The sequence below is a fragment of the Stenotrophomonas genospecies 3 genome, from assembly GCF_054473855.1.
Genome location: NZ_JBTMUR010000008.1, coordinates 133490 through 155728, shown reverse-complemented (window position 1 = coordinate 155728; position 22239 = coordinate 133490). Strand labels below are relative to the sequence as shown.

Sequence of the window (22239 nt, the reverse complement as noted above, 5' to 3'; positions counted from 1 at the left end):
GGGCGCGGCCCGGCGGGGGTTTTTTATGCCTGCCAGACTCTCATTCCCATGAACAACATCACCCCTCGCCTTCTTGCCGCTGCGCTGACCGCAGTGGCACTGTCCAGCTGTGCGCTTGCGCCGGGACAGCACCTGCGCCGCAGCGACGTCGCCGTTGACCGCAAGAGCGGCGATGGTCAGCTGGAAATCGTCACCATCACGCCGAAGCTGATCGCGCAGGAGAACGCCGCGCGAACGCAGAATTCACTCCCAGCTGCACTGTTCGATTACCAGCCTGCACCGTACACGGTCGGCGCCGGCGACATTCTCTATGTCACCGTATGGGATCACCCGGAACTGACCGTGCCGGCCGGCCCCCAGCAACAGGGTGCTCTGGCAGGGCGCCTTGTGCAAAGTGACGGCACGATGTTCTACCCATACATCGGCAAGGTCACAGCCTCAGGCAAGACGCCGATGCAGCTCCGCGAGGAGATCAGCACCCGCTTGGCCAAGTACGTGGAATCGCCGCAAGTGGACGTATCCGTCCTCACCTATGGCAGCCAGCGGGTCTGGGTGACAGGCGCTGCCCAGCGATCCTCGCCGATTGCTCTGGGCACCTCGCCGCTGACGCTGGCGGATGCGATCAGCCAATCTGGACTGGACAACCAGCAAGCCGACTTGTCGGGCATCCAGCTCAGCCGCGAAGGCATCACCTACACGATCAACCTGGAAACCCTGGCCCGCGAGTTTGGCGGCCGCCAGTTGCTCCTCAAGGATGGCGACTCCATCTTCGTACCCTACCTTGATCGCAAAGAGATCTTCGTGGTGGGCGAAGTCAATCAGCCCGGCGCCTACAGCTTCCGCACCGGCGATGTCTCGCTGAACCAGGCACTCGGCCGTGCTCGCGGCCTGCTTCAACAGACCGCAAACGGCAACGCCGTGTATGTCATCCGCGGCAGCACGGATCTGCAGCAGGAACCCTCGATGGTCTATCAGCTGGAGGCGCGCTCGCCCACCGCATTCGCGGCCGGCAGCCAATTCCACCTGCAGCCGGGCGACGTGGTATTCGTCGGCGCCGCCGGTGTCAGCCGCTGGAACCGCTTCGTGAACCAGCTGCTGCCCTTTACCAACATCCTGTACAACGCAGCGCGTACCGGAACCGAAATCAGGGACAACTGACATGGCGCGCATGGATGCGCCGCGCCATCGATCGGCAAGGTGCACGATTGGCGCGCTGCTGCTGGTCTTCGCGGCCGCTCTGCTGCTCGGCGGCTGCACTACCGGCAGCCGTTCAACCGCCGACACCTTTCGCCTGATCACCCACCGCCCTGTGCAGGCAAGCGTCGATGGCGTAGCCAGTAACCGCTTCCCACAGATGCAGGTGCAGACACCGGATATTGTAGCGGTCGCGGTGCTGGGCTATGTCGATGGAGGTCGTCAGCAGTGGTTTGCGGGTTCGCACGCGGTCTTCGAAATGGATCGCCACGGCCTGCTTCTGGGTGGCAGCGGCCTTGGACAACAATGGAGTGCCCGCATCAATGGCCCTTCGCCCTTCGACGATCTGCGCGCCGTGACCGCGCCAGTTACCGTGCAGCGCCGCTATGACTGGGTGCCCGCCTACCAGATCGACGTAGCCGTTACTGGCACATTGGTGCGCGGCGCGCTGGAGCAGGTGGACATCCTTGGCACGCGCCGAACGCTCCAGCGGTTCGAAGAAACGTTGCGGGGCGGTGGCATGGGCGGACGCAATGTGTATTGGGCTGACCCGACCACTGGCTTCATCTGGAAAAGCCGCCAGCACCTGGCACCCGGATACGTAGCAGAGCTGACCCAGCTCAAACCTTATCGTCCGGCCGAGGACTGACTAATGACGCGCAGATTTTCCGGCGCGGCGCTCCTTGCCGCGCTGCTTGCAACTGGGTGCATACACGCCGCCCAGATCCGCATCGAAGGCGCCGCTGAGAAGGCCGACGCGCACCACCTACCCGCCGGCTCACGACTTGCCGACGCCTTGCTACTGGCACACCCACACGCCGATGCCTACCTGCTTGGCATCAGCTTCGAGCGCCCCCTGGCCCTGCAGAACCAAGTGCGCCTGCGCGCGGGGCTGCAGTATGGTGCTGGAAAGCTGGCAGAAACCGACGCCCCACAGGTAATGGCGCTTGCACGGGCCCTACAGGACTGGCTGGATGCACACCCAGCAACTGGCAGACTCTCCATTGCCAGCGCGGCACGCCTGATCCAGGTACAACCCCTGAAGAATCCGGTGCTGGTCGATGGCGATACATTGCGATTCCCACTGCGGCCCCGCACAATCACCGTCATGGGCGCGGTTGAACAGGCATGCTCTCTACCGCACACTCCGCAGCGCGACGCCCGGGACTACTTGCGCGACTGTCAACCGAGTGTGCTGGCCGACCACAACGACATCTATGTGATCCAGCCCGACGGAAGGATCCAGCGGGTGGGCATTGCCCTTTGGAACCGCGGCGATCCCCAGTCGATCGCCGCCGGAGGCACGCTGTATGTCCCAGTGCGCAAACACCTCCTCAAAGACATCGATCCGTTGTTCAACAGCGATTTCGCTGCGTTCATCGCCACCCAGCCTGTCAGCCCGTGAAAATCCGCCCTTACCCGAGCGCGCGCCTGGCGCGACCTGCCCATTTCGCGCTGAGCGCACTCGCCCTGTCGCTGTCCTGCGCCCTTCATGCACAGGAAGCGCCGCCACCTACTGCCAATGAGTGGGGCGGCATCGGTTTGCTGCAGACACCGACGGCGCGCATGGGCAACGATGGCGACCTGAGTTTCACCGCGTCCTACAACGCTCCGTACGCGCGATACAACGTCACGCTGCAGCCGTTCCCGTGGCTGGAAACGTCCTTCCGCTACATCAACGTCAACAACATTCTGTATGGCAGGAGCGTGGCGGGCGATCAGCACTACAAGGACAAATCCATTGATTTCAAGGTGCGGCTCTTGGAAGAATCGCGACTGCTGCCAGAAGTAGCATTTGGCGTACGCGACCTTGGGGGCACGGGATTCTTCTCCAGCGAATATGTTGTCGCCAACAAGCATTTTGGGCCGATCGATGCATCGCTTGGCCTTGCCACTGGCTACATCGGCAACCGAGGAGATTTCTCCAATCCCCTTGGAGCGCTCGATGACCGCTTCAAGGACCGACGCCCGATCGCAAGCAGCGACATCGCACAGGCAGGCAAGTTCGGCCTGAGCAACATGTTCAAGGGCCCCGTGGGCGTCTTTGGCGGCATCACGTACCAGACGCCGATGGATGAACTTGTGCTCAAGGTCGAATACGACGGCAACGACTATCGTCGGGAGCCCCGCAACAACAACCTGCGCCAACGTACCCCCATCAACCTGGGCATCGTGTATATGCCCAGCCGGAACATCGAACTGACAGCAGCATGGGAGCGCGGTGACGCCGCAATGTTCTCGCTGACGCTACGGGGCAATCCCGGCAATACCGCCGCAGCCCCGAAGCCGTTCGACCCGCCGCCGCAGCGATTGCTGCCTCCTGTCGGCGCTGATGGCGAGCGCGACGCAGCCATGAACAGACGTTGCATCGGCGCGAGCAGCACTCCTCCCGACTGGGCATCGGTGAGCGCCGAACTGCAGCGAAACGCCGGATTCCGCGTCGATCGAATTTCGCGCCGCGGTCACGAGCTGTACGTCGACGGTTATCCGAATCGCTTCCTGCACGCGTCAAAGTCATTGGGCAGGGCGACACGCATTCTTTCCAATGCGACGGGAGATGACTACGACTGGTTCACCTTGCGTACCATCCGCGTGGGCATTCCCATCGCGGATCTTTCGGTCAGCCGAGAAGCCTTCGCAGGCTATCTGGACGGAACGGTAAGCGAAGACGCCCTGCGGCGCAGTACCGAGCTGCAGCTGCCCGACACACGCGCACGCGAAACACTGTACGAGCCTAAGCGCCGGCCTTTCGGTGGCGGTTTCAACATCGGCTACCGGCAGAACCTTGGTGGCCCTGATGGCTTCATCCTGTACCAGGTTGCCGCCAACTATTCGGGGAGCCTGTTCCTGCGCGACAACATCTGGCTGACCACCACTGTCAGTGCCGACATCACCAACAACTACCACAAGTTCAAGTACAACGCACCCAGTCGCCTGCCACGCGTTCGCACAGACATCCGTCAGTACCTCACCACATCCGATGTGATGCTACCCAATCTGCAGGCCAACATTGCTGGCAGACTGACGCCGGATCTCTATGGCATCGCATATGCCGGATATCTGGAGTGGATGTATGCCGGTGTTGGCGGCGAACTACTCTATCGCCCTGCCGGCGAGCGCTGGGCAATCGGAGCCAATCTCAATCGGGTACAGCAGCGCGACTATGATCAGCACTGGGGCTTGCGAAACTACCGGATCACCACCGGCCATGCCACGCTCTACTACGCTTTCGACGCCCGCGAACGCATCATAGGCTCCCTTTCGGTTGGTCAGTATTTGGCTGGTGACAAGGGCGCGACCTTGGACTTGGCCCGCGTGTTCGACAACGGCGTAACCATGGGCGCTTATGCAACCAAGACCAACGTATCGGCACGCGATTTCGGCGAAGGCAGCTTCGACAAGGGCATCTACTTCAGCATCCCACTGGACGGCTTCCTGCCTCGCTCCACGCGTGGCCGCGCAGCGTTTAACTGGAATCCACTGATCCGTGACGGCGGAGCAATGCTGGGCCGGAAGTATGGGCTGTATGGCCTGACCGGCGATCAGGATGAGCGCTTCTTCTACGACAATCTGCGCGCCATCAGCGAATGACCATCCGGTACGACGTCTCTCAGATGAGATCACGTCCGTACGTGATATGAACCGTGCGCTGACGCAGAGTGGTTCTGCCCAGCGCCGCTGAAGGGGGGGCGGCGGCAGTCATGCCATCAACGGACATCACTCGTTGGCGGCACTTGACGACGCGGATAGCAACGTTTCGTACTTGGCCAGGATGAAGTCCCAAGTGAACTCCGCCGAGAATCTGGCCTTGCTTTCCTGGCTCAGCCTGTCCCGCTCGGAAGGCTTTTCAAGAACTGTCGAGATATGGCCACTCAGCTCTTCAACATCATTGAAGTAGAGAGCCCCACTCCCCGCAACCCATCTGTTGAATCTATTGTCGTGAGCGAGGATTGCGTTGCCCGCACCCATTGCCTCCACCAATGAGGGATTGGTACCGCCTACTTGGTGGCCGTGCAGGTAGAACGAAGAGAAGTAACGAAGCGCCTGCACCACATTTTTGTCATAGACCGCTCCAACGAAGCGGACCTCCGAACTTGCAGCTGCAATCACCGAGCGATGGTACGCAGAGCCGTGGTCATACTTCCCGAGCACGATCAGCGGCATGCCACGCCGGGCCCGCGAGTAGGCCTGGACGATCTCAAGCAACGAGTTCTCTGGCTCTGGCCGAGCAATTACGGTAGCGAATTGGTGAGGTACAACATTGAACGGATCCAGCAGAGAACGATCCGCCTCCACTACCTCCTTGGCACCATAGGCAATGGTTGTGATCTTCTTCGCCGGCGCCCGCGTCTGCAGGTGCGTGGCGATTTCCGGATGATCCGCTACGAGCGCGTGGCATATATGGCAGCCGGCGCGTTCGTTGAGCCATAGCCACGACTTCGCCATGATTCCCCACTTGGCGCGAGACCATTCGATGCCGTCCATGTTCATAACGGTCCTGACACCGCGCGCGCGCAGAATCGCGGCGAAAGACGCTGTGTTGTAGCCAAGAATCAGGCAGAGATCGTTCTTGAACTCCGACGCGTGAATCGTAGAACGCAGATCGAACTTCACCGTAGCCAGCGCACCATCACCGGAAACGGGAATGTTCACAAGCTCAACGCCTTCCCAACTGCCGTTGTACGACTGCCCAGCACCTTCCTTCTGGCAGTACACCACAACCCGCCAGCCGCGATCGACGAGATACTTTGATAGGTGTTCGGCAAACGTCTCAAACCCGCCATGCGTGGCAGGCACGCCACGAATGCCAAGAATCCGTAACGTCTTCATACGCTTGCTCTCCGCACCATAGACGTCGCCACGGAATATCGCCTGATTGCAAAAGACTCTTTCAGACCAGGCATGCTACTTCTCTCTCCAAGCAATACAGCAACAATCACCAGAACATCACGAAAGCCCGCCAGCACCACATTTCCGGGACGATGCCTTCCCAATCGCCACTTCATCAGGAAGCGATTTCTTACACCCAGCAGATCAGGAATCACCTTACCCCTTTGAAAACCCCGGACCGAACGGACATGACCGAACCCCGGAAGCATCACCGACCGGCTACCGACGCCGACCTTGCTCGCGCGCACACAGAGTTCCGCGTCTTCACGATACGCAAGGAAGGTATCGTCGAAGAAATATCCCGTGGCGCTAACGATCGCGTCAAACCCTCTGGCCGAAACAAGCATGCAGGCGCCGGTAACGCCGCAGACGTCGGACACAGATCCATCGAGCCGAGGCAGCGGCCGGCCCTGATCGATATCAAAGTGTCGACCAGAGCGGGACCATGCAATTCCAAGACTATCGACCAGCGCAACCGAACTTGAATCGTCATCAATCCGCGCAAGTGCGGGGCCATACAGGCAATTCTCAGCCTGCCCTTCAACTACAGCCGACAACGCCGAAATCGCACCCGGGTCCAAAAGAACATCCGGATTGAGCACCAGTACACGCGCTGCGCCAGCCGAGAATGCCCGTTTCAGCAACCTGTTGTGCCCGGAAGCAAATCCCAGATTGTCGAAGCGATGTTCAACATTAACCGACTGACCGAGACCAACGTCGTCGATCATCGCCAACACGGAGTCAAGGAGCGCAGATCTTCCGGAAATCAGAATCCATAGCTTCCCGAATTCATTCCGGACCGCCGCGAGAGAATGCAGCGTTCGCTGCAGATCGGGCAGGCTCGGCCTGAATACAACGAGTGAGATATCAATCATACGATCCCTGAGCAATTAGCTGTGCAACCCTGCTAGCCCGTGACTTCCAGGAGTTTCTGGCCACGAAATCCAATCGCCAGCCGGTGGAGATGGACATGGAATTGTTCCAATCGCCTATCGCGCCAGGGTCGCTTCCGATGCCGTGGAGAAAGGCCATCGAGTCGTCAATACCATTGGGCCAGAGAAGGCGCGGACAAACCACCTTGATACCGAGCGAGAGCAGCTGGTAGACCTTCATCAGATCCTGGCTGAGCGTGTAGTCGGTGACAACATGCGGAACAAGGCCCACGGTCCTGGCACCAGTCATCGTGGCGAGCTCTTCCGATGACAACCAGCCAAATGTCCTGACCGGTCGATTGGCTGAAATCGATGCTTCCAGAATACCGAGTATCGCTGGATCCGTGCCCGGTGCCCCGATCACGATGTCATCGAACGGCCACTCGAGAAGCGCAGAACGAAGGAGCTCCAGATCTGTCCGGCCCTTGAACAGATGGCCAAGGACAATAAGTCGCCTGCGGTCATCGCCGCCCGCCGGCAAGCAGGCCAAGTTGCAATCGACGCCATTGGGAACTATCGACTCCGGACCCAGTCCCAGCCTCGCCGCCATATAGGGCGTATTGCAGGTGACCGTCAATCCCCTCGCCCCGCCCTTCCGGATACGAGAGTAAGTCATGGACGCCAGGAGCCTGTGCCAGAGATTGATATCCGGCGCTATCGACCAGTCGTCATAGAAGTCGGCCCAGACCACGTCTTCCCGAGACCAGCCCTGGAACACCGGAGACAATACTGCAACATTTCCGGCACCGGCTCGGGGCTTCGGATACCAGCGCCCCCTGTTCTCGTTGCGCTCCGAAGTCTCGCCCCGACCGTGAAACTGATGAGCTACTGGCCTCGCAACCACGTTCAGCAAAGACAACTCATGCACCAGACGCGCAGGCCGAGTCTCAACCTTCCGACATGGGGACTGGATTGCCCATGCAATCGAATCAATATGTGCATCCATTACCTGTATCCCATTCCACGACTGCAAGCGCGCCACGCAAATACATAGAAGATTGCGGCAGCAACCGGGAAGGTACTGGCACCAGCCAAGCCGGCCACCTGCGCCATGATTGCCCAGCATACGAAGAAGCCGTAGATGCAGGCAGCTACCGCCTTCGCATCACCGTCCGACTCCTTGACTGCGGTCGAGAATCTGCCAGCCACCGCACACAAGGCGAGAATCAGCAAGAAGCTACTGAAGAAGGTACCGAAGTACCAGAAGTTCGCATATCCCTCGCCCATCAACGTGGGTGGTGTGCCGCCACCAATGAAATTCTTGCCGGAAAGCTCCTTGATTTCGCGATCAAGCGAAAGCTGCTCGCCAGGCAACGCTGAGATAAACAGCGTGAAATAGGTCTCACCAAATTTGAGGTTCATCTGGCCCGAATCAATCAGGTGCTTGGTCAGCACTGCATTGCTTGGAACAACGCCTGCATAGTGGGTCAGGGCCGTCAGTGCCACGCCGACATAGTTCCCGGCAGCCAGATCCTCGCTGTACTCAGCGTAATCGTAGAACGCCTCTTGACTGACCACGCGATATCCGCCAATTGCGGCCACCATGAGAACTAGGGCGATGCCACCTGCCAGGACCCTCATGCCGGTGAGCTTGTAGAGTCCATACGCCCATGCCGCCAGCGCGATGGGACAGATCAGATACAGCAACGGGCTGCGGTTTGCCAAGCCAACGATGATAAGGAAGGCAATCCCTGCACTCAACCAGCCAAAGCGCCTTCTCAGTGCAACCAGCAGGGAAGATGCGGGGATGCTCATGTACGCCATGAGACGCAGATAGCCGGTTCCGGAAACCGCCGCGTCGACTCGTCCCTGCTCGACGTCCCCACCAAGGAAAGGTACGCCCTGGATAGCGAAGAACACCAAGGCAGACACGACGCTGGCAGCAAGGGTCAACCAGCAGAGCATCGACAGGCGCCGTGGCAGGATCCATATAGGGCGGCCACCGGGACGAAGCTGCTTTGCCACAATCAGTCCTGCCAGCACACCGCAAACCTGCAGCCCCCACAGGAAGAGATACTCCAAGTAGTCATCACCTACCAGGAGATGAGCCGCGAGCGAGCCGACTACAATAGAAATGATGCCGATCGAGGCAGGAGTTAGCGGGTACGGAAGCCCATAGTTGCGACGGCCCTGCACGGAAAAGCACAGCAGCGCGGCAAGCACCGTTACCAAAAGATGCAGGGCAATGAGATAAGGCTTGTCCGTTTCAAACATAACCCTTACACCTTTCCTGCATCATTCTTCATCTGCCGCCCTCTGAGAACCAGGTAGAAGGCGAGCGAGGCATACTCCGCGGCGAGAATTCCGACCACGGCAGACAGCGCACTGCTGAGGAAAGCCGAAACCACGGCTACACCAACCACCGCGCCCAACAAAGCTGGAAGGGTGGGCACCCAGAGTGACACATGAAGTCGGAGCCACGTGGACAGCTGCGGGTTCATCCACAGAGGAACCAGGACCGGTGCGAAGAACGCCAGCACCATCAGCACTCTCCCATCGACCGGGACTGGCAGGCCAGAGATTTTTACTGCGGCATAGCCCAGCCAGATGGCAACGGCGCATGCCGCTCCCATCGCGACCGTCGACCTGAAGTCCCCCCCCGGGCGGGCATCCTGTGCCCTACGAAGGAACAGCAGTGGCGCCGACAGTACCGAGATGCTGCTGAGGAGCAGAATGGGATAACTGGCAAGAGCAAGGAACCCTGCAGCCTCATAGTTGCCTGCAGCACCCAACATGAAGACTGGAAGTCTCCACACCACCGCTGCGCAGATCGTGGTCACCATGAAGGGCGCCGCCGACCTAAGCAACTTGAGCGTATCGCCTAAAGCGAACGCTACGAGCCCAAGCCTGCGCCCCAGGAGAGTGGTGAGGCAGCCAAGTAGACATGTCGCAGGATAGATCCAGACGTGGTCAGCGAGACTGCCACCTAGCGACAGCAGCGACAGCAGGAAGAGCCCTCCACCAACAAGCTTCTCCCGCAGAAGCGCCGCGACTTCACCAGAGCCTTCAATCCTCAGCGAAATCCTGACGGCAGAGCAGTACGCCATAGCCGCTGCGGCTAGCGAGCAGGTCAGTACCAGCACAAGACCCGATCCGCCTCCCGCCAATGCACCAGCCTGCGGCGCGACGAGTGCGACCACCGCGGCAATCGATACGCAGACTCTCAACACAATCAGCGCAGAGAGAGTCTGGCCCGGGCTGGCGACTTCATCCGCGCCGGCAAGCAGCCACGTCGCAGCGGAATCCATTCCAGAGTCTGAGAGCAGCGAGGCGGTAGCCAGCGCAGTCACAACGATGGAAATCCGGCCAAATGCGTCATCCGTAAGCAGAATCGATGCCACAAGGAGGGCCAAGATTGGCACCCCCCGGGCAAGCGTCATCATCCCGCCGTAGACGAAACGATGTCTGCGGATGGAACTCCAAGCGGTTCGAGTTTTCATCCCTTCACAATCCCGAACTGCAGCTGCCAGGTGATTCGGCGAGATGATCGACGTCGATACCAAACAGCAGTGCCGAAAACCTTCTCAGGAACTGGAAAGCCTGAATCTGCGGACCCATCAGTTGGCGTTCGACTTGTACTCGTAGTAGCCATAGCTGTAGTAGCCAACCGCGCGCTTCTCAACGGCATTGAAGATTGCGCCCTTCAGCTTTACCCCATTCTGTTCAAAGCGGCGACGCGCCAACTCAAGCTCCTTCTTCTGGTTGAGCCCAAAGCGGGCAACCAGAAGCGAAGTCCCCGCGTGATGCGCCATGATCGCAGCGTCGGTCACGGCGAGGATAGGCGGCGTATCGATGATGACGATGTCGTACGCACCAGAAACCCCTGCAATGAACCGGGTAAAGTTCTCGTGCATCAAGAGTTCTGATGGGTTTGGCGGAACATTGCCCCGAGGAATGAAGTCAAGTCCGTCAACCCCCTCGATCGGGCGAATGACATCGGAAAGCTCAGCGCGCCCCACGAGCAAATCCGGAAGGCCTGGCGCCTGCGTTACGCCAAATGCACGATGGAGGGTTCCCTTGCGCATGTCAGCATCGACGACAAGCACCCGTTGGCCAGTCTGGGCGATGACCGCCGCAAGGTTTGACGAAACGAAGGTCTTGCCCGCCTTGGGGCTTGCACCGGAGATCAGCAAGACGTTGTTCTTCGCCTCGAGCCTCGCAAAGTGAAGACTCGTTCTGAGACTCCTCATGGCCTCAATGGCGAGATCTGCAGGTTCACGGATGGAGAGAAGATGCATCCTCCCATCTCCCTTGAAGTTGCCTCGAACGGAGTCGTTCCGCTGACTGACGCTCACCGGGATCGAGGCGTACACCGGCAGGCCGATATCCTCGATCTCAGCCGGATCCTCCACTCCCCGGCGCAGGAACTGACGCAGAATCACGAATGCAACAGAAAGCGCAAGACCAAGGACCAGGCCGATAAGGACCAGAAGCCCACGACGAGGCTTTACCGGCGTGGTTGCATCAACGTCGGACGGATCGACGATTCGGACGTTGCCTACGGTACCTGCCTTGGCAACATCCAGTTGCTGCGCCTGGTTCAGCATGGCCGTATACATCTCATTGCTGACCTGCAGGTCACGCGTGAGACGAAGAAGCTCCTGCTGTGCCTCCGGCAATTGCTTGACCTGCCCCTGGAAGCCTGCCTTGCGCGATTCCAGATCGCCAATCTGCTTCATGAGCGATTGGTAGGCAGGGTGATCCTTCGTGAACTTCCGATCCATCTCAGCCCGCTCGAGGCGAAGCTGTTGAATGCTGGTCTCGACCGCCACTTCCTGCTCGAGAAGTCCTTTGGTCTGCAACGTCAGATCCACGGAATTGGCACGGGTCTGGTAGGCGCTCAGGGACTTCTGCGCGGCATCCACCTGCTGACGGATGACGGGCAACTGTTTGTTGACGAACTCAAGCTGCGCGGAAGCCTCGGCAGAGTTCCTGTCGACATTCTGTCGCACATAAGCTTGCGCAACTTCCTGCAAGAACGATCGGGCAAGCCCAGGATCTGCATTATCGTAGGCAAGCTTCAGGATACCGGAATCCTTCCCGGCCTCGCCGATCATCAATGCCTCCTGAAGATCACCGACCACGGCCTGCAACCGATGCTTGACCACGGAGAAGCGCGCACCCGGCACGGCACGCAACTGCTCGACCTGCATCAGGACGCCATGCTCATTCAGCGTGTCGCCAACGCGCCCGGCAATGAGAACATCTCCATCGTCATCAAGCAGAGTGAAGGCCCCCTCTTCACCTGCGACCAGTGTCAGCTCCTTTGCAACGAGCTTGTCTGGAACCTCAAGCCGGTAGATCTTCAGATCTTCACCACCCCAGCCATAGCTGGACATGCCCAGTACGGTGGAGGCAAGCGTTTCGGGCTCATCCGCTTCGTGACGACGTGCAAGGTAGCCGCCGACAACTGGGAACCTGCGCGGCTTGACCTCGACTTGCAGACCAAGCTTCTGAACTGCAGTTCCAATGACGGTGCGTGAGCGCAGCAGCGCGATTTCCGTCGTGGATTCAGCAGTCCCCATGCCTAGAGATTGGCTCAGGTCGTTGAGGCCCGGAATCGAGGGAGCCTTCGGCTCAACCTGGACAATTGCGTCGGCGCGATAGATCGGAGTTGCTAGCAATGCATATGCCGCTGTCACCACAACGAGCGAGCATGTGATCCCAGCGATCCACCACTTATTGTCAAGCAGCGTGCCAAGCATCTGCCGAAGATCAAAATCCTCACCTTCTTCAGGGCGCGAGCTGCGCGTATCACTAGTCATATTCAGTTCTGATCGTTAGAAGCAAAAGTCAAATGATGTGAAACATCATCAAAGATGACGCGCCCAGCTCTCCACACCCTCGGCCATCAACTTGTAGACATGCTCGAACGCCGGGCGTTGCTGGCGGTATGGATCGGGAATCTCCCGATCCTGCTGCCATTTTCCCAGCAGGAAGGTTTTCCCGGACGCCTGCGGCGCGATCTCGGCGATGCGGCGCACGTGCTTGCGCTCCATGGTCAGCACCAGATCAGCGGCTCCCAGGATGGCGTCATCGATCTGGCGCGCGCGATGGGCCAGGCCATCCATGCCCTGCTCCACCAGCAACTCCTGCGCCGTGGCATCAATGCTATGCCCAACCAACGCACCGAGACCAGCGGAGGACACCTGGATCCCCTTACCTTCGACTGCCTGGCGCAGCATCACTTCTGCGGAGGGACTGCGGCAGATGTTGCCGACACATACAAAAAGAACGTTCTTGAACACTGACCTGGATCCTGTGGCATTCCTTGCAGCGCACGCGACCAGAACATCCGGGGCCGGCGGCAGCCGCACAGCATACCTTACAAGCACACTACAGGCGATGAAATCGCCAACAGATTCATGGAATTACGTCGCAGTTCCAGAAATCGATCACCCTAGTACGCCGATTTCTGACCCAGCACCTTCAATGCTGTCAGCGCAATGATCCGCACGTCCAGCGTCGGGCTCCAGCGTCGGATGTAGTCGATGTCGTACTGCACGCGCTTCTTCATCGAGCGCAGCTCCGGGGTCTCGCCACGCAATCCGTGCACCTGCGCCCAGCCTGTGATTCCCGGCTTGACGTAGTGGCGGTGCATGTAGCGCTCGATCACCCGCTCGTAGTGGTTGTTGTGCTGGATCGCGTGCGGTCGCGGCCCCACCACGGACATGTTCCCACCCAGCACATTGAAGAACTGCGGCAGCTCGTCCAGGCTGCTGCGGCGCAGGAAGGCGCCAAACCGCGTCACGCGCGGATCACCGCGCGTTGCCTGGGTGATCTGCCCCGCGCCCTCTGCATGCACACGCATGGAGCGGAACTTGAGCATCCAGAATTCCTTGCCGCCCAGTCCGTGACGCTTCTGCCGGAAAAGCACCGGCCCCGGCGAACTCAGCTTCACGCCAATGGCCAGCACGGCAAACAACGGCGCCAGCAGGATCACCGCTGCACCCGCGACGACAATGTCCTCGACCCGCTTGAACACGCGGAATCGATGATCCACCAAGCCTTGACGTACGCCGATCATCGGCACATCACCCACCTGGTGCACGCCCGGATTAAGCGCCCCCAAACCCGTGGTATCGGGAATCAGGCGCACCGGCACCGGAAATCGCTCGATCTGCTTGAGCATGTCCTTGATCGCGGCCGCGTGCCCCATCGGCATCGACACCCAGACCTGGTCGAATTCGCCGCGGTGCTGATCCATGTACTGCGGAACGTCTTCCAGCCGCCCCAGCCGGCACGGCGCGTCCCCACCGCGACGGGTGGCGATATCGCCCGCACTGGCGAAATAGCCGATGACGTCCTTGCCAAGCTCTGGCTTTCCACGCAGCAGGCGATGCAACCTCAAAGCAGGGGCCCGCAGTCCGACCAGCAGGATCCGCTCATGGTCCATCCCGCGCGAGCGCAGGCGGTGCAACTGCACCCTCAGCAATACGCGCAATGCAGCCATTGAGCCCAGGCCAAAGGCATACCAGCCAATCAGCCAGGTAGAGGGGACCGCATCGGCAAGTCCGACCAGGACGACGTAGAGCGAGAACAACGCGAAGGTGGCAGACCACGCCAACAGCAGCAGCCAGAGATCGGCAAGCAACCCACGCATCCGCCAGTTCCGATACAGCGGCGCAACGGAGAAGCAGACGATGGCACTGAGAATCACCGCGCCAAACACGATTCGCTGGGAAGAATCCGGCGCAGCCGCGCCATACAACACGATGTGGGAGAGCACCGCCATGCCCGGCAGCAGCAACAGATCGCCCAGGCGCAACCCCAACTCAAGGGCCGCCCGGGCTTCGACGCGGCGGCGGCCTGCCCGGGCCCGCGCTGCGGGGAGGTCTTCTACTGATCCATGTAGCAAAGCACTTCTCCAATACCTGCTCGACCGGACGCCGGAGCGTCCGCGGTCACGTGCATGGACTCCCCACCCAGCACGGAAATATCGAGGCTGCGTCAATTAAATGTGGAGGGATTGTGAATGAAGTCCGAAGCAAAAGATAGGAACGTCAAGTCGGGGACTGACTGAAGTTATCGTCAGGAAGTTACGTAAGTCCCTAGAATTATTGTGAATTTCATATGTGTCACAATGAGTCAATGTGCGTCATTTTGCGTCGAAATCATCCATCCACGTCCGGATCGCATGTCGGCAAATTGACAGTCTCGAGCTCACCCCACCCCGCACCGCACCAAAGCCCAGCAACCTCCCTCTGCTACCATCGGCGGTTCTGTTCATCGCGTCCCCCACCTGCCCGCGATGGCGCCAAACAACGTAACGAAACACAGGAGTCTGCATGTCTTCCGAGCTGCTCAAGTCCCTTGGCCTGGACGCGATCAACGCTGGCACGTACCTGGGCAACGGGGAGTGGTCGAGCGCGACCAGCGGTGAGCTGATCACCCCGGTCAACCCGACCACCGGCGAGCCGATCGCGCAGGTCCGCGCGACCACCGAGGCCGAGTACGAGACCGTCGTCGCCCGCGCCCAGGAAGCTTTCAAGGTCTGGCGCACCACGCCGGCACCGCGCCGCGGTGAAGCCGTGCGCCTGTGCGGTGAAGCGCTGCGCAAGCACAAGGACGCGCTGGGTTCGCTGGTCGCCCTGGAAATGGGCAAGAGCAAGCCGGAAGGCGATGGCGAAGTGCAGGAGATGATCGACATCGCCGATTTCGCCGTGGGCCAGAGCCGCATGCTGTACGGCTACACCATGCATTCCGAGCGCCCCGGCCACCGCATGTACGAGCAGTACCACCCGCTGGGCCTGGTCGGCATCATCTCGGCCTTCAACTTCCCGGTCGCGGTGTGGAGCTGGAACTCGTTCCTGGCCGCCATCTGCGGCGACGTGTGCATCTGGAAGCCGTCCAACAAGACGCCGCTGACCGCCATCGCCTCGCTGAAGATCTGCAACGACGCCCTGCGCGAAGCCGGCTTCCCGGACATCTTCTTCCTGATCAACGATGCCGGCACCGCGCTGTCGGAAAAGATGGTCGATGACCGCCGCGTGCCGCTGATCAGCTTCACGGGCTCGACCCAGGTCGGCCGCACCGTCAACGAAAAGGTCGCGCGCCGCCTCGGCCGCTGCCTGCTGGAGCTGGGTGGCAACAACGCCATCATCCTGGACGAAACCGCCGACCTGAAGCTGGCCGTGCCGGGCATCGTGTTCGGCGCGGTCGGTACCGCCGGCCAGCGCTGCACCACCACCCGCCGCCTGATCGTGCACCGCTCGATCTATGCCGACGTGCTGGCCACGCTGGTCAAGGCCTACAAGCAGGTCGAAGGCAAGATCGGCGACCCGACCGATGCCGCCAACCTGATGGGCCCGCTGAACAGCGATGGCGCCGTGCAGCAGTTCCTCGATGCCATCGCCCAGGCCAAGGCGGCCGGCGGCACCATCGAAACCGGCGGCACCCGCATCGACCGCGCTGGCAACTTCGTGCTGCCGGCGATCGTCTCGGGCCTGAAGAACAGCGACGCCGTGGTCCAGCATGAGACCTTCGCGCCGATCCTGTACGTGATGCCGTACGACACCATCGACGAAGCCATCGACATGCAGAACGGCGTGCCGCAGGGCCTGTCGTCCTCGATCTTCACCCAGAACCTGAAGACCGCCGAGAAGTTCCTGTCGGCGGCCGGCAGCGACTGCGGCATCGCCAACATCAACATCGGCACGTCCGGTGCGGAGATCGGCGGTGCCTTCGGTGGCGAGAAGGACACCGGCGGTGGCCGCGAGTCCGGCTCGGATGCGTGGAAGGTCTACATGCGTCGCCAGACCAACACCATCAACTACTCGGATTCGCTGCCGCTGGCGCAGGGCATCAAGTTCGACCTGTAACGCTATCTGTAGTGCCGAGCCATGCTCGGCAGGATGCGCCATGAACACCGCAGGAAATGCAGCCGAGCATGGCTCGGCTCTTCAGGCTGGCAAGCCGGTGATTGATTTCACCGGCCGCCGCGTGCTGATCGCCGGCGGCAGCAAGGGCATTGGCCGTGAAATGGCGCTGGCGTTTGCCGGCGCTGGTGCGCAGGTCTCGGTCTGCGCCCGCGGCCAGGCGGGCCTGGATGCCCTGCGTGCCGATGCACGGGCGCAGGGCTTCGAACTGCACACGTTTTCCGCCGATCTGGCCGACCCAGGCCAGATCCAGGCCTGGCTGCAGGCCGCCGCCGATGCACTCGGTGGCATCGATGTGCTGGTCAACAACGCCACCGGCTATGGCATGGCCGACGACGAGGATGGCTGGGCGGCCAGCCTGCAGATCGATTTGATGGCCGCCGTTAGGGCCTCGCGCCTGGCCCTGCCTTGGCTGCGCGCGTCCAGTGACGCCTGCATTCTCAATCTCTCTTCGATCGCCGCGCAGCAGCCGCGCCCCGGTGGCGCACCCTACGCCGCCGCCAAGGCCGCGCTGTCGCACTACACCACCTCGCAGGCCCTCGCGCTGGCCAAGGACCGGATTCGGGTCAATGCCATCGCACCGGGCTCGATCGAGTTCGATGACGGCCTCTGGGACCGCCGCCGCACCGAAGATCCCGCCCTGTACCACGGTACGCTGGCGAAGATTCCGTTCGGTCGCTTCGGCCACCCGCGTGAGATTGCCGATGCCGCCCTGTTCCTGTGCTCGCCGCTGGCGCGCTGGATCACCGGCCATGTGCTCAACGTGGATGGTGGCCAGGTGTTGATGGGCTGACACCGGCACTCCGGTAGCTGCCAACCTTGGTTGGCATGCCTTTCGTCGACCAAGGTCGACGTCTACCACAGCTGGAATGCCTTTCGTCGACCAAGGTCGACGCCTACCACGGCTGGAATGCCTTTCGTCGACCAAGGTCGACGCCTACCGTGGCTGGCATGCCTTTCGTCGACCAAGGTCGACGCCCACCTGGCTGGAATGCCCTTCGTCTGCCAAGGTCGACGCCCACCATCGCATCCGCCGGGCATGGGATTGCCCGGGCAGAGGCACTATCATGTGCACACTGCCAAGGAGGACCCCGATGAGCGTGGCACCCCGACAGACAAGCGCCCTGGCCGTGGTCAGCCTGGTCATGGGCATCGCCAGCTGGACCGTCCTGCCCTTCGTGGCCAGCATCGTGGCCATCATCACCGGCCACATGGCCCGCGCCGAGATCCGCCGCCGCCCGCATGAACTGGAAGGCGATGGCCTGGCCGTCACCGGTCTGGTACTGGGCTGGGTGATGGTCGGCGCGGTGATCGCCGCCATCCTGGTCTTCATCCTGTTCTTCGGCGGCCTGGCCTGGCTCGCTGCGATGTCGAACTGACTGCCATGACCGCTTCCGACAGCACTGAACGCTTCAGCAGCCGCGTCGCCGATTACGTCCGCTACCGGCCCGATTACCCACCCGCGCTGCTGGAATGGCTGCACGGCCCGATGGGCGTCAGCCGCGAGGCGCTGGTCGCCGACATCGGCGCCGGGACCGGTATTTCCAGCCGCCAGTTCCTGGCCAGCGGCCATCCGGTAGTCGCTGTTGAACCCAACGCCGCCATGCGCGCCGCCGCAGAACAGTGGCTGGCACCGCAGTACCCGCAGTTCCGCGCGGTCGACGGCCGCGCCGAGGCCACCACACTGGACGACGCCAGCATCGATCTGGTCAGTGTCGCGCAGGCCTTCCACTGGTTCGACACCGTGGCGGTGCGCGCCGAGTGGCAGCGCATCCTGCGCCCGGGTGGCCTGGCATTGATCTACTGGAATTCGCGCCTGCTCGATGCCAGTCCGTTCCTGGTCGGCTACGAACAGCTGCTGCTGGATTACGGCACCGACTACTCCGCCGTGGCCGAGCGCTACCAGGACGATGCCACCATGCAGGCCTGGTTCGGCCCCGGCCTGCGCGGCATGGTCGAGCTGCCAAACGTACAGCATCTGGACTTCGATGCCCTGCGCGGGCGCCTGCTGTCCTCCTCCTATGCCCCGCAAGCCGGTCATCCGCGCCACGCGCCGATGATCGACGCTTTGCAGGACCTGTTCGCCGCCCACGCGGTCGACGACCAGGTTGCTTTTGAATATCGAACCCGAGCCTTCCTCGGCACGCTGGACTGAACCGACGCATGTATTCGCTTGCCCGCCCCTTCCTGTTCTCGCTCGACGCCGAGCGCGCCCACGGCCTTGGCCTGTCCGCATTGGACCTGGCCTACCGCACCGGCACCACGCCGCTGCTGGCCGCACGCATCGCGCCGATGCCCAGCACGGTGTTCGGGTTGACCTTCCCCAATCCGGTCGGCCTGGCCGCCGGCCTGGACAAGAATGGCGAGCACATCGATGCGCTGTTCGCGCTGGGTTTCGGCTTCGTCGAAATCGGCACCATCACCCCGCGCCCGCAGGCCGGCAATCCGCAGCCGCGCCTGTTCCGCCTGCCTGCACACAACGCGATCATCAACCGCATGGGCTTCAACAATGCGGGCGTGGACGCGCTGGTGCGCAACGTCGAGCGCGCGCGCAACCGCCGCGGCCTGCTCGGCATCAACATCGGCAAGAACAAGGACACCCCGAACGAACAGGCCGTGGACGATTACATCGCCTGCCTGGACAAGGTGTACCCGCTGGCCGACTACATCACCGTCAACATCTCCTCGCCCAACACCGCCGGCCTGCGTGAACTGCAGGAAGAAACCGCGCTGCGCCAGCTGGTCAGCCAGTTGCGCGACCGCCAGGAAGATCTCGCGGCCCGCCACGGCCGCCGCGTACCGATGCTGGTCAAGGTGGCACCCGACCTGAGCGAGCGCGACATCGATGCCGCTGCCCGCGTACTGGGCGAACTGCAGGTGGACGGCGTGATCGCCACCAACACCACCATCGACCACAGCAAGGTGGCCGGCGACCCGCTGGCCAACGAGGCCGGTGGCCTGTCCGGTGCGCCGGTGCTGGAGCAGTCCACCCTGGTACTGCGCCGTCTGCGTTCGCGCCTGCCCGAGTCGGTGCCGTTGATCGGGGTCGGCGGCATCCTGTCCGGTGCCGACGCCGTGGCCAAGATGGCTGCTGGTGCGGCCCTGGTGCAGTGCTACAGCGGCCTGATCTTCCGCGGCCCGGCCCTCGTCTCCGAATGCGTGGAGGCGATCCGTCGCCGCCGCGAAGCGCCGAGCCGCGGCGCGGTGGCCCCACTGTGAGCGCACCCATGGATACCGTCGACGGCAACGCCCCGCTGCGCTGGACGCTCACCCGCAATGCGCCGCTGCAGGCCCTGAACACCTTCCACGTGCAGGCCAGCGCCGCACAGCTGCTGGAACTGCACGATGCCGCGCTGCTGCCGGAGGTACTGACACTGCCCGAGGTGGCCAGCGGCCCGCTGCTGGTGCTGGGTGCCGGCAGCAACGTGCTGATCGCCGAGGACCTGCCGGGCACCGTGCTGGTGTTCGGCAACCGTGACATCAGCTTCCTGGAACACCGCGCCGACCATGCTGTGATCCGCGCCGGCGCCGGCGTGCCCTGGCATGGCCTGGTGATGTGGTCGCTGCAGGAAGGCCTGTCCGGCCTGGAAAACCTCGCCCTGATTCCCGGCACCGCCGGTGCCGCGCCGATCCAGAACATCGGCGCCTACGGCGCGCAGGTCGGCGAGTTCATCCAGGCCGTCGAAGCCTGGGACTGCCAGGAGCAGGCCTGGGTGCGGCTGGACAACGAACAGTGTGGCTTCGCCTACCGCGACAGCGTGTTCAAGCAGCAGATGGACCGCTACCTGATCACCGCCATCGAACTGAAGCTGCCACTGCTGCATGACCTGCGCATGGACTACGCCGGCATCCGCGAGGAACTACAGGCACAGGGTGTGGAGCTGCCCAGTGCGGTGGACGTGGCCAATGCGGTGATCGCGATCCGCCGCCGCAAGCTGCCCGACCCGGATGTACTGGGCAACGCCGGCAGCTTCTTCAAGAACCCGGTGCTGCCGCTGGAACAGGTCGACGTGCTGCTGCAGCACTTCCCCGAGCTGCCGGTGTTCCCGTCCGACCAGGACGGCAAGCGCAAGGTCTCGGCGGCATGGATGATCGAGTCCTGCGGCTGGAAGGGCTTCCGCGAAGGCGATGCTGGCGTGGCGCCGAGCCACGCACTGGTGCTGGTCAACCACGGCAACGCCACCGGCGCTGAACTGCTGGCGCTGGCGCGACGCATCTCTGCTTCCGTGCTGGAGAAGTTCGGCGTGCCAATCGAACCGGAGCCCCGCCTGCTCGGCGCGCAGTGGTGAACACCCCCGCCCTCTCCCCCAGCGCCACCCCGATGCGGGCGGCGCTGCTGATGCTCGGCAGCACGATGGCATTCGGCCTGATGGCGGTGGCGATCCGCTATGCCACGCGCTACGTGCCCACCCAGGAAGTGGCGTTCTTCCGCAATGCCTTCGGCCTGCTGGCACTGCTGCCGATGCTGCTGCGGCCAGGCCACGCGCCGCTGAAGACCCAGCAGCTGCCGCGCTACTTCGTGCGCAGTGCGATCGGCCTGGGTTCGATGCTGTGCGCCTTCTGGGCATTGGGCCATCTGCCGTTGGCGCAGGCGGTTTCGCTCTCGTACTCCACGCCGCTGTTCGTCACCATCGCCGCCGTGCTGTGGCTGGGCGAGACCGTGCGCGTGCGCCGCTGGGCCGCCGTCGTCGTCGGCTTCATCGGTGTACTGGTGATCGTGCGTCCCGGCACCGCCGGTTTCACCGCTGGCAGTCTGGTCGCGGTGGCCGCTGCCGTGCTGAGTTCGCTGGTGGCGATCCAGATCAAGCAGCTGACCCGCATCGACAGCGCCGACACCGTGGTGCTCTATACCTACGTGTTCTGGGTGCCGCTGTCGCTGATCCCGGCAGTGTTCGTCTGGGTCTGGCCCACCGGCATGGCGTGGCTGTGGCTGCTGGCCACCGGCGTGCTCGGCACCATCGGTCAGCTGCTGTGGACGCGTGCGCTGCGCCTGGGTGAAGTCTCGGCACTGACCCCGATCAGCTTCCTGCAGCTGCCGCTGGTCACGTTGTGCGGCTGGCTGCTGTTCAACGAAACGGTGGACCGCTGGACCATCATCGGTGCCGGCATCATCCTCGCCGCCAACGCCTACATCGCCCATCGCGAGGCCGTGCTGTCGCGCCGCGCAGCGAGCGCTGCGGCCTCGTCGGCAGCCAAGCCGGCCGAGTAGATCCGCGCCATGCGCGGATGATCCCTGCCCGCCTGATCAACGATGGCGGCGCGAAGAGCAGCCGAGCGCAACTGTAGAGTCGAGCCATGCTCGACTCATCGCGCGCAGCGCGACGCCTCATCGATGGCAGGTGACG

The 22239-nt window shown here is 62.2% G+C and carries 19 protein-coding genes; 11 read left to right on the top strand and 8 right to left on the bottom strand.

Translation table 11 applies throughout. The annotated features are described in order from the left end of the window. The first annotated feature begins 48 nt into the window (after positions 1 to 48). The 4 genes from ACX9OT_RS12490 to ACX9OT_RS12475 are packed head-to-tail and all read left to right on the top strand — an operon-like array spanning position 49 to position 4785. Positions 49 to 1158 carry a polysaccharide biosynthesis/export family protein gene (locus ACX9OT_RS12490; RefSeq protein ID WP_293794802.1) on the top strand — a complete coding sequence of 370 codons (1110 nt, stop codon included), beginning with the start codon at positions 49 to 51 and terminating at the stop codon, positions 1156 to 1158. Position 1159: 1 nt separating this feature from the next. Further along, positions 1160 to 1843, top strand: coding sequence for a YjbF family lipoprotein (locus tag ACX9OT_RS12485; RefSeq protein ID WP_459002349.1), 684 nt, complete (start codon positions 1160 to 1162; stop codon positions 1841 to 1843). Between the two features lie 3 nt (positions 1844 to 1846). Then, a complete protein-coding gene (locus ACX9OT_RS12480) occupies positions 1847 to 2599 on the top strand; it encodes a capsule biosynthesis GfcC family protein (protein WP_459002347.1) in 753 nt (250 codons plus the stop codon). Next, positions 2596 to 4785, top strand: a complete 2190-nt coding sequence (locus ACX9OT_RS12475; protein WP_459002345.1) for a YjbH domain-containing protein — start codon at positions 2596 to 2598, stop codon at positions 4783 to 4785. The genes ACX9OT_RS12480 and ACX9OT_RS12475 overlap by 4 nt, the downstream gene beginning before the upstream one ends. A gap of 126 nt (positions 4786 to 4911) precedes the next feature. Here the strand turns inward: ACX9OT_RS12475 and ACX9OT_RS12470 are convergent, their stop codons facing one another. The 8 genes from ACX9OT_RS12470 to ACX9OT_RS12435 all read right to left on the bottom strand — a co-directional run bounded on the left by ACX9OT_RS12470 (position 4912) and on the right by ACX9OT_RS12435 (position 14784). Continuing rightward, positions 4912 to 6024, bottom strand: coding sequence for a DUF1972 domain-containing protein (locus ACX9OT_RS12470; protein ID WP_459002343.1), 1113 nt, complete (start codon positions 6022 to 6024; stop codon positions 4912 to 4914). After that, on the bottom strand, positions 6021 to 6959 hold the full coding sequence (locus ACX9OT_RS12465; protein ID WP_293794792.1) for a glycosyltransferase family 2 protein: 939 nt from the start codon (positions 6957 to 6959) through the stop codon (positions 6021 to 6023). The genes ACX9OT_RS12470 and ACX9OT_RS12465 overlap by 4 nt, the downstream gene beginning before the upstream one ends. Continuing rightward, positions 6952 to 7875: a glycosyltransferase family protein gene (locus ACX9OT_RS12460; RefSeq protein WP_293794790.1), complete on the bottom strand. Its 924-nt coding sequence runs from the start codon at positions 7873 to 7875 to the stop codon at positions 6952 to 6954. Before ACX9OT_RS12460 ends, ACX9OT_RS12465 begins: the two co-directional genes overlap by 8 nt. Positions 7876 to 7961: 86 nt before the next feature. Then, positions 7962 to 9230, bottom strand: coding sequence for a hypothetical protein (locus ACX9OT_RS12455; protein WP_459002341.1), 1269 nt, complete (start codon positions 9228 to 9230; stop codon positions 7962 to 7964). A 5-nt stretch (positions 9231 to 9235) separates the two neighbouring features. Next, the gene (locus ACX9OT_RS12450; protein ID WP_459002339.1) at positions 9236 to 10456 is read right to left on the bottom strand and encodes an oligosaccharide flippase family protein; all 1221 of its coding nucleotides are present in this window, start codon (positions 10454 to 10456) and stop codon (positions 9236 to 9238) included. A gap of 117 nt (positions 10457 to 10573) precedes the next feature. After that, positions 10574 to 12781 (bottom strand): polysaccharide biosynthesis tyrosine autokinase, encoded by a 2208-nt coding sequence (locus tag ACX9OT_RS12445; protein WP_459002337.1) that lies wholly within the window; start codon positions 12779 to 12781, stop codon positions 10574 to 10576. Between the two features lie 48 nt (positions 12782 to 12829). After that, a complete protein-coding gene (locus ACX9OT_RS12440) occupies positions 12830 to 13264 on the bottom strand; it encodes a low molecular weight protein-tyrosine-phosphatase (protein ID WP_459002335.1) in 435 nt (144 codons plus the stop codon). Between the two features lie 152 nt (positions 13265 to 13416). Next, a complete protein-coding gene (locus ACX9OT_RS12435) occupies positions 13417 to 14784 on the bottom strand; it encodes an undecaprenyl-phosphate glucose phosphotransferase (RefSeq protein ID WP_428993342.1) in 1368 nt (455 codons plus the stop codon). 520 nt (positions 14785 to 15304) lie between these two features. On the opposite strand from ACX9OT_RS12435, the gene amaB reads away from it, so the two are divergent. The 7 genes from amaB (at position 15305) to ACX9OT_RS12400 (ending at position 22103) form a co-directional block, all read left to right on the top strand. Continuing rightward, the gene (gene amaB, locus ACX9OT_RS12430) at positions 15305 to 16837 is read left to right on the top strand and encodes an L-piperidine-6-carboxylate dehydrogenase (RefSeq protein ID WP_164079693.1); all 1533 of its coding nucleotides are present in this window, start codon (positions 15305 to 15307) and stop codon (positions 16835 to 16837) included. Between the two features lie 40 nt (positions 16838 to 16877). After that, positions 16878 to 17687, top strand: coding sequence for an SDR family NAD(P)-dependent oxidoreductase (locus ACX9OT_RS12425; protein WP_459002332.1), 810 nt, complete (start codon positions 16878 to 16880; stop codon positions 17685 to 17687). Positions 17688 to 17988: 301 nt separating this feature from the next. Then, positions 17989 to 18273: a DUF4190 domain-containing protein gene (locus ACX9OT_RS12420; protein WP_010484694.1), complete on the top strand. Its 285-nt coding sequence runs from the start codon at positions 17989 to 17991 to the stop codon at positions 18271 to 18273. 5 nt (positions 18274 to 18278) lie between these two features. Then, a complete protein-coding gene (locus tag ACX9OT_RS12415; RefSeq protein ID WP_459002330.1) occupies positions 18279 to 19049 on the top strand; it encodes a class I SAM-dependent methyltransferase in 771 nt (256 codons plus the stop codon). An 8-nt stretch (positions 19050 to 19057) separates the two neighbouring features. After that, positions 19058 to 20113, top strand: a complete 1056-nt coding sequence (locus tag ACX9OT_RS12410) for a quinone-dependent dihydroorotate dehydrogenase (RefSeq protein ID WP_043397144.1) — start codon at positions 19058 to 19060, stop codon at positions 20111 to 20113. 8 nt (positions 20114 to 20121) lie between these two features. Beyond that, complete coding sequence (gene murB, locus ACX9OT_RS12405; RefSeq protein WP_423162756.1) at positions 20122 to 21183, top strand: UDP-N-acetylmuramate dehydrogenase; 1062 nt, start codon at positions 20122 to 20124, stop codon at positions 21181 to 21183. Between the two features lie 32 nt (positions 21184 to 21215). Continuing rightward, on the top strand, positions 21216 to 22103 hold the full coding sequence (locus ACX9OT_RS12400) for a DMT family transporter (protein WP_459002460.1): 888 nt from the start codon (positions 21216 to 21218) through the stop codon (positions 22101 to 22103). The last annotated feature ends 136 nt before the right edge of the window (positions 22104 to 22239 follow it).

Coding starts and splice junctions, on each gene's coding strand:
- ACX9OT_RS12470 (WP_459002343.1), bottom strand. CDS start 6,024: ATGAAGACGTTACGGATTCTTGGCATTCGTGGCGTGCCTGCCACGCAT.
- ACX9OT_RS12425 (WP_459002332.1), top strand. CDS start 16,878: ATGAACACCGCAGGAAATGCAGCCGAGCATGGCTCGGCTCTTCAGGCT.
- ACX9OT_RS12420 (WP_010484694.1), top strand. CDS start 17,989: ATGAGCGTGGCACCCCGACAGACAAGCGCCCTGGCCGTGGTCAGCCTG.
- murB (WP_423162756.1), top strand. CDS start 20,122: ATGGATACCGTCGACGGCAACGCCCCGCTGCGCTGGACGCTCACCCGC.
- ACX9OT_RS12445 (WP_459002337.1), bottom strand. CDS start 12,781: ATGACTAGTGATACGCGCAGCTCGCGCCCTGAAGAAGGTGAGGATTTT.
- ACX9OT_RS12465 (WP_293794792.1), bottom strand. CDS start 6,959: ATGATTGATATCTCACTCGTTGTATTCAGGCCGAGCCTGCCCGATCTG.
- amaB (WP_164079693.1), top strand. CDS start 15,305: ATGTCTTCCGAGCTGCTCAAGTCCCTTGGCCTGGACGCGATCAACGCT.
- ACX9OT_RS12415 (WP_459002330.1), top strand. CDS start 18,279: ATGACCGCTTCCGACAGCACTGAACGCTTCAGCAGCCGCGTCGCCGAT.
- ACX9OT_RS12490 (WP_293794802.1), top strand. CDS start 49: ATGAACAACATCACCCCTCGCCTTCTTGCCGCTGCGCTGACCGCAGTG.
- ACX9OT_RS12455 (WP_459002341.1), bottom strand. CDS start 9,230: ATGTTTGAAACGGACAAGCCTTATCTCATTGCCCTGCATCTTTTGGTA.
- ACX9OT_RS12480 (WP_459002347.1), top strand. CDS start 1,847: ATGACGCGCAGATTTTCCGGCGCGGCGCTCCTTGCCGCGCTGCTTGCA.
- ACX9OT_RS12485 (WP_459002349.1), top strand. CDS start 1,160: ATGGCGCGCATGGATGCGCCGCGCCATCGATCGGCAAGGTGCACGATT.
- ACX9OT_RS12450 (WP_459002339.1), bottom strand. CDS start 10,456: ATGAAAACTCGAACCGCTTGGAGTTCCATCCGCAGACATCGTTTCGTC.
- ACX9OT_RS12410 (WP_043397144.1), top strand. CDS start 19,058: ATGTATTCGCTTGCCCGCCCCTTCCTGTTCTCGCTCGACGCCGAGCGC.
- ACX9OT_RS12400 (WP_459002460.1), top strand. CDS start 21,216: ATGCGGGCGGCGCTGCTGATGCTCGGCAGCACGATGGCATTCGGCCTG.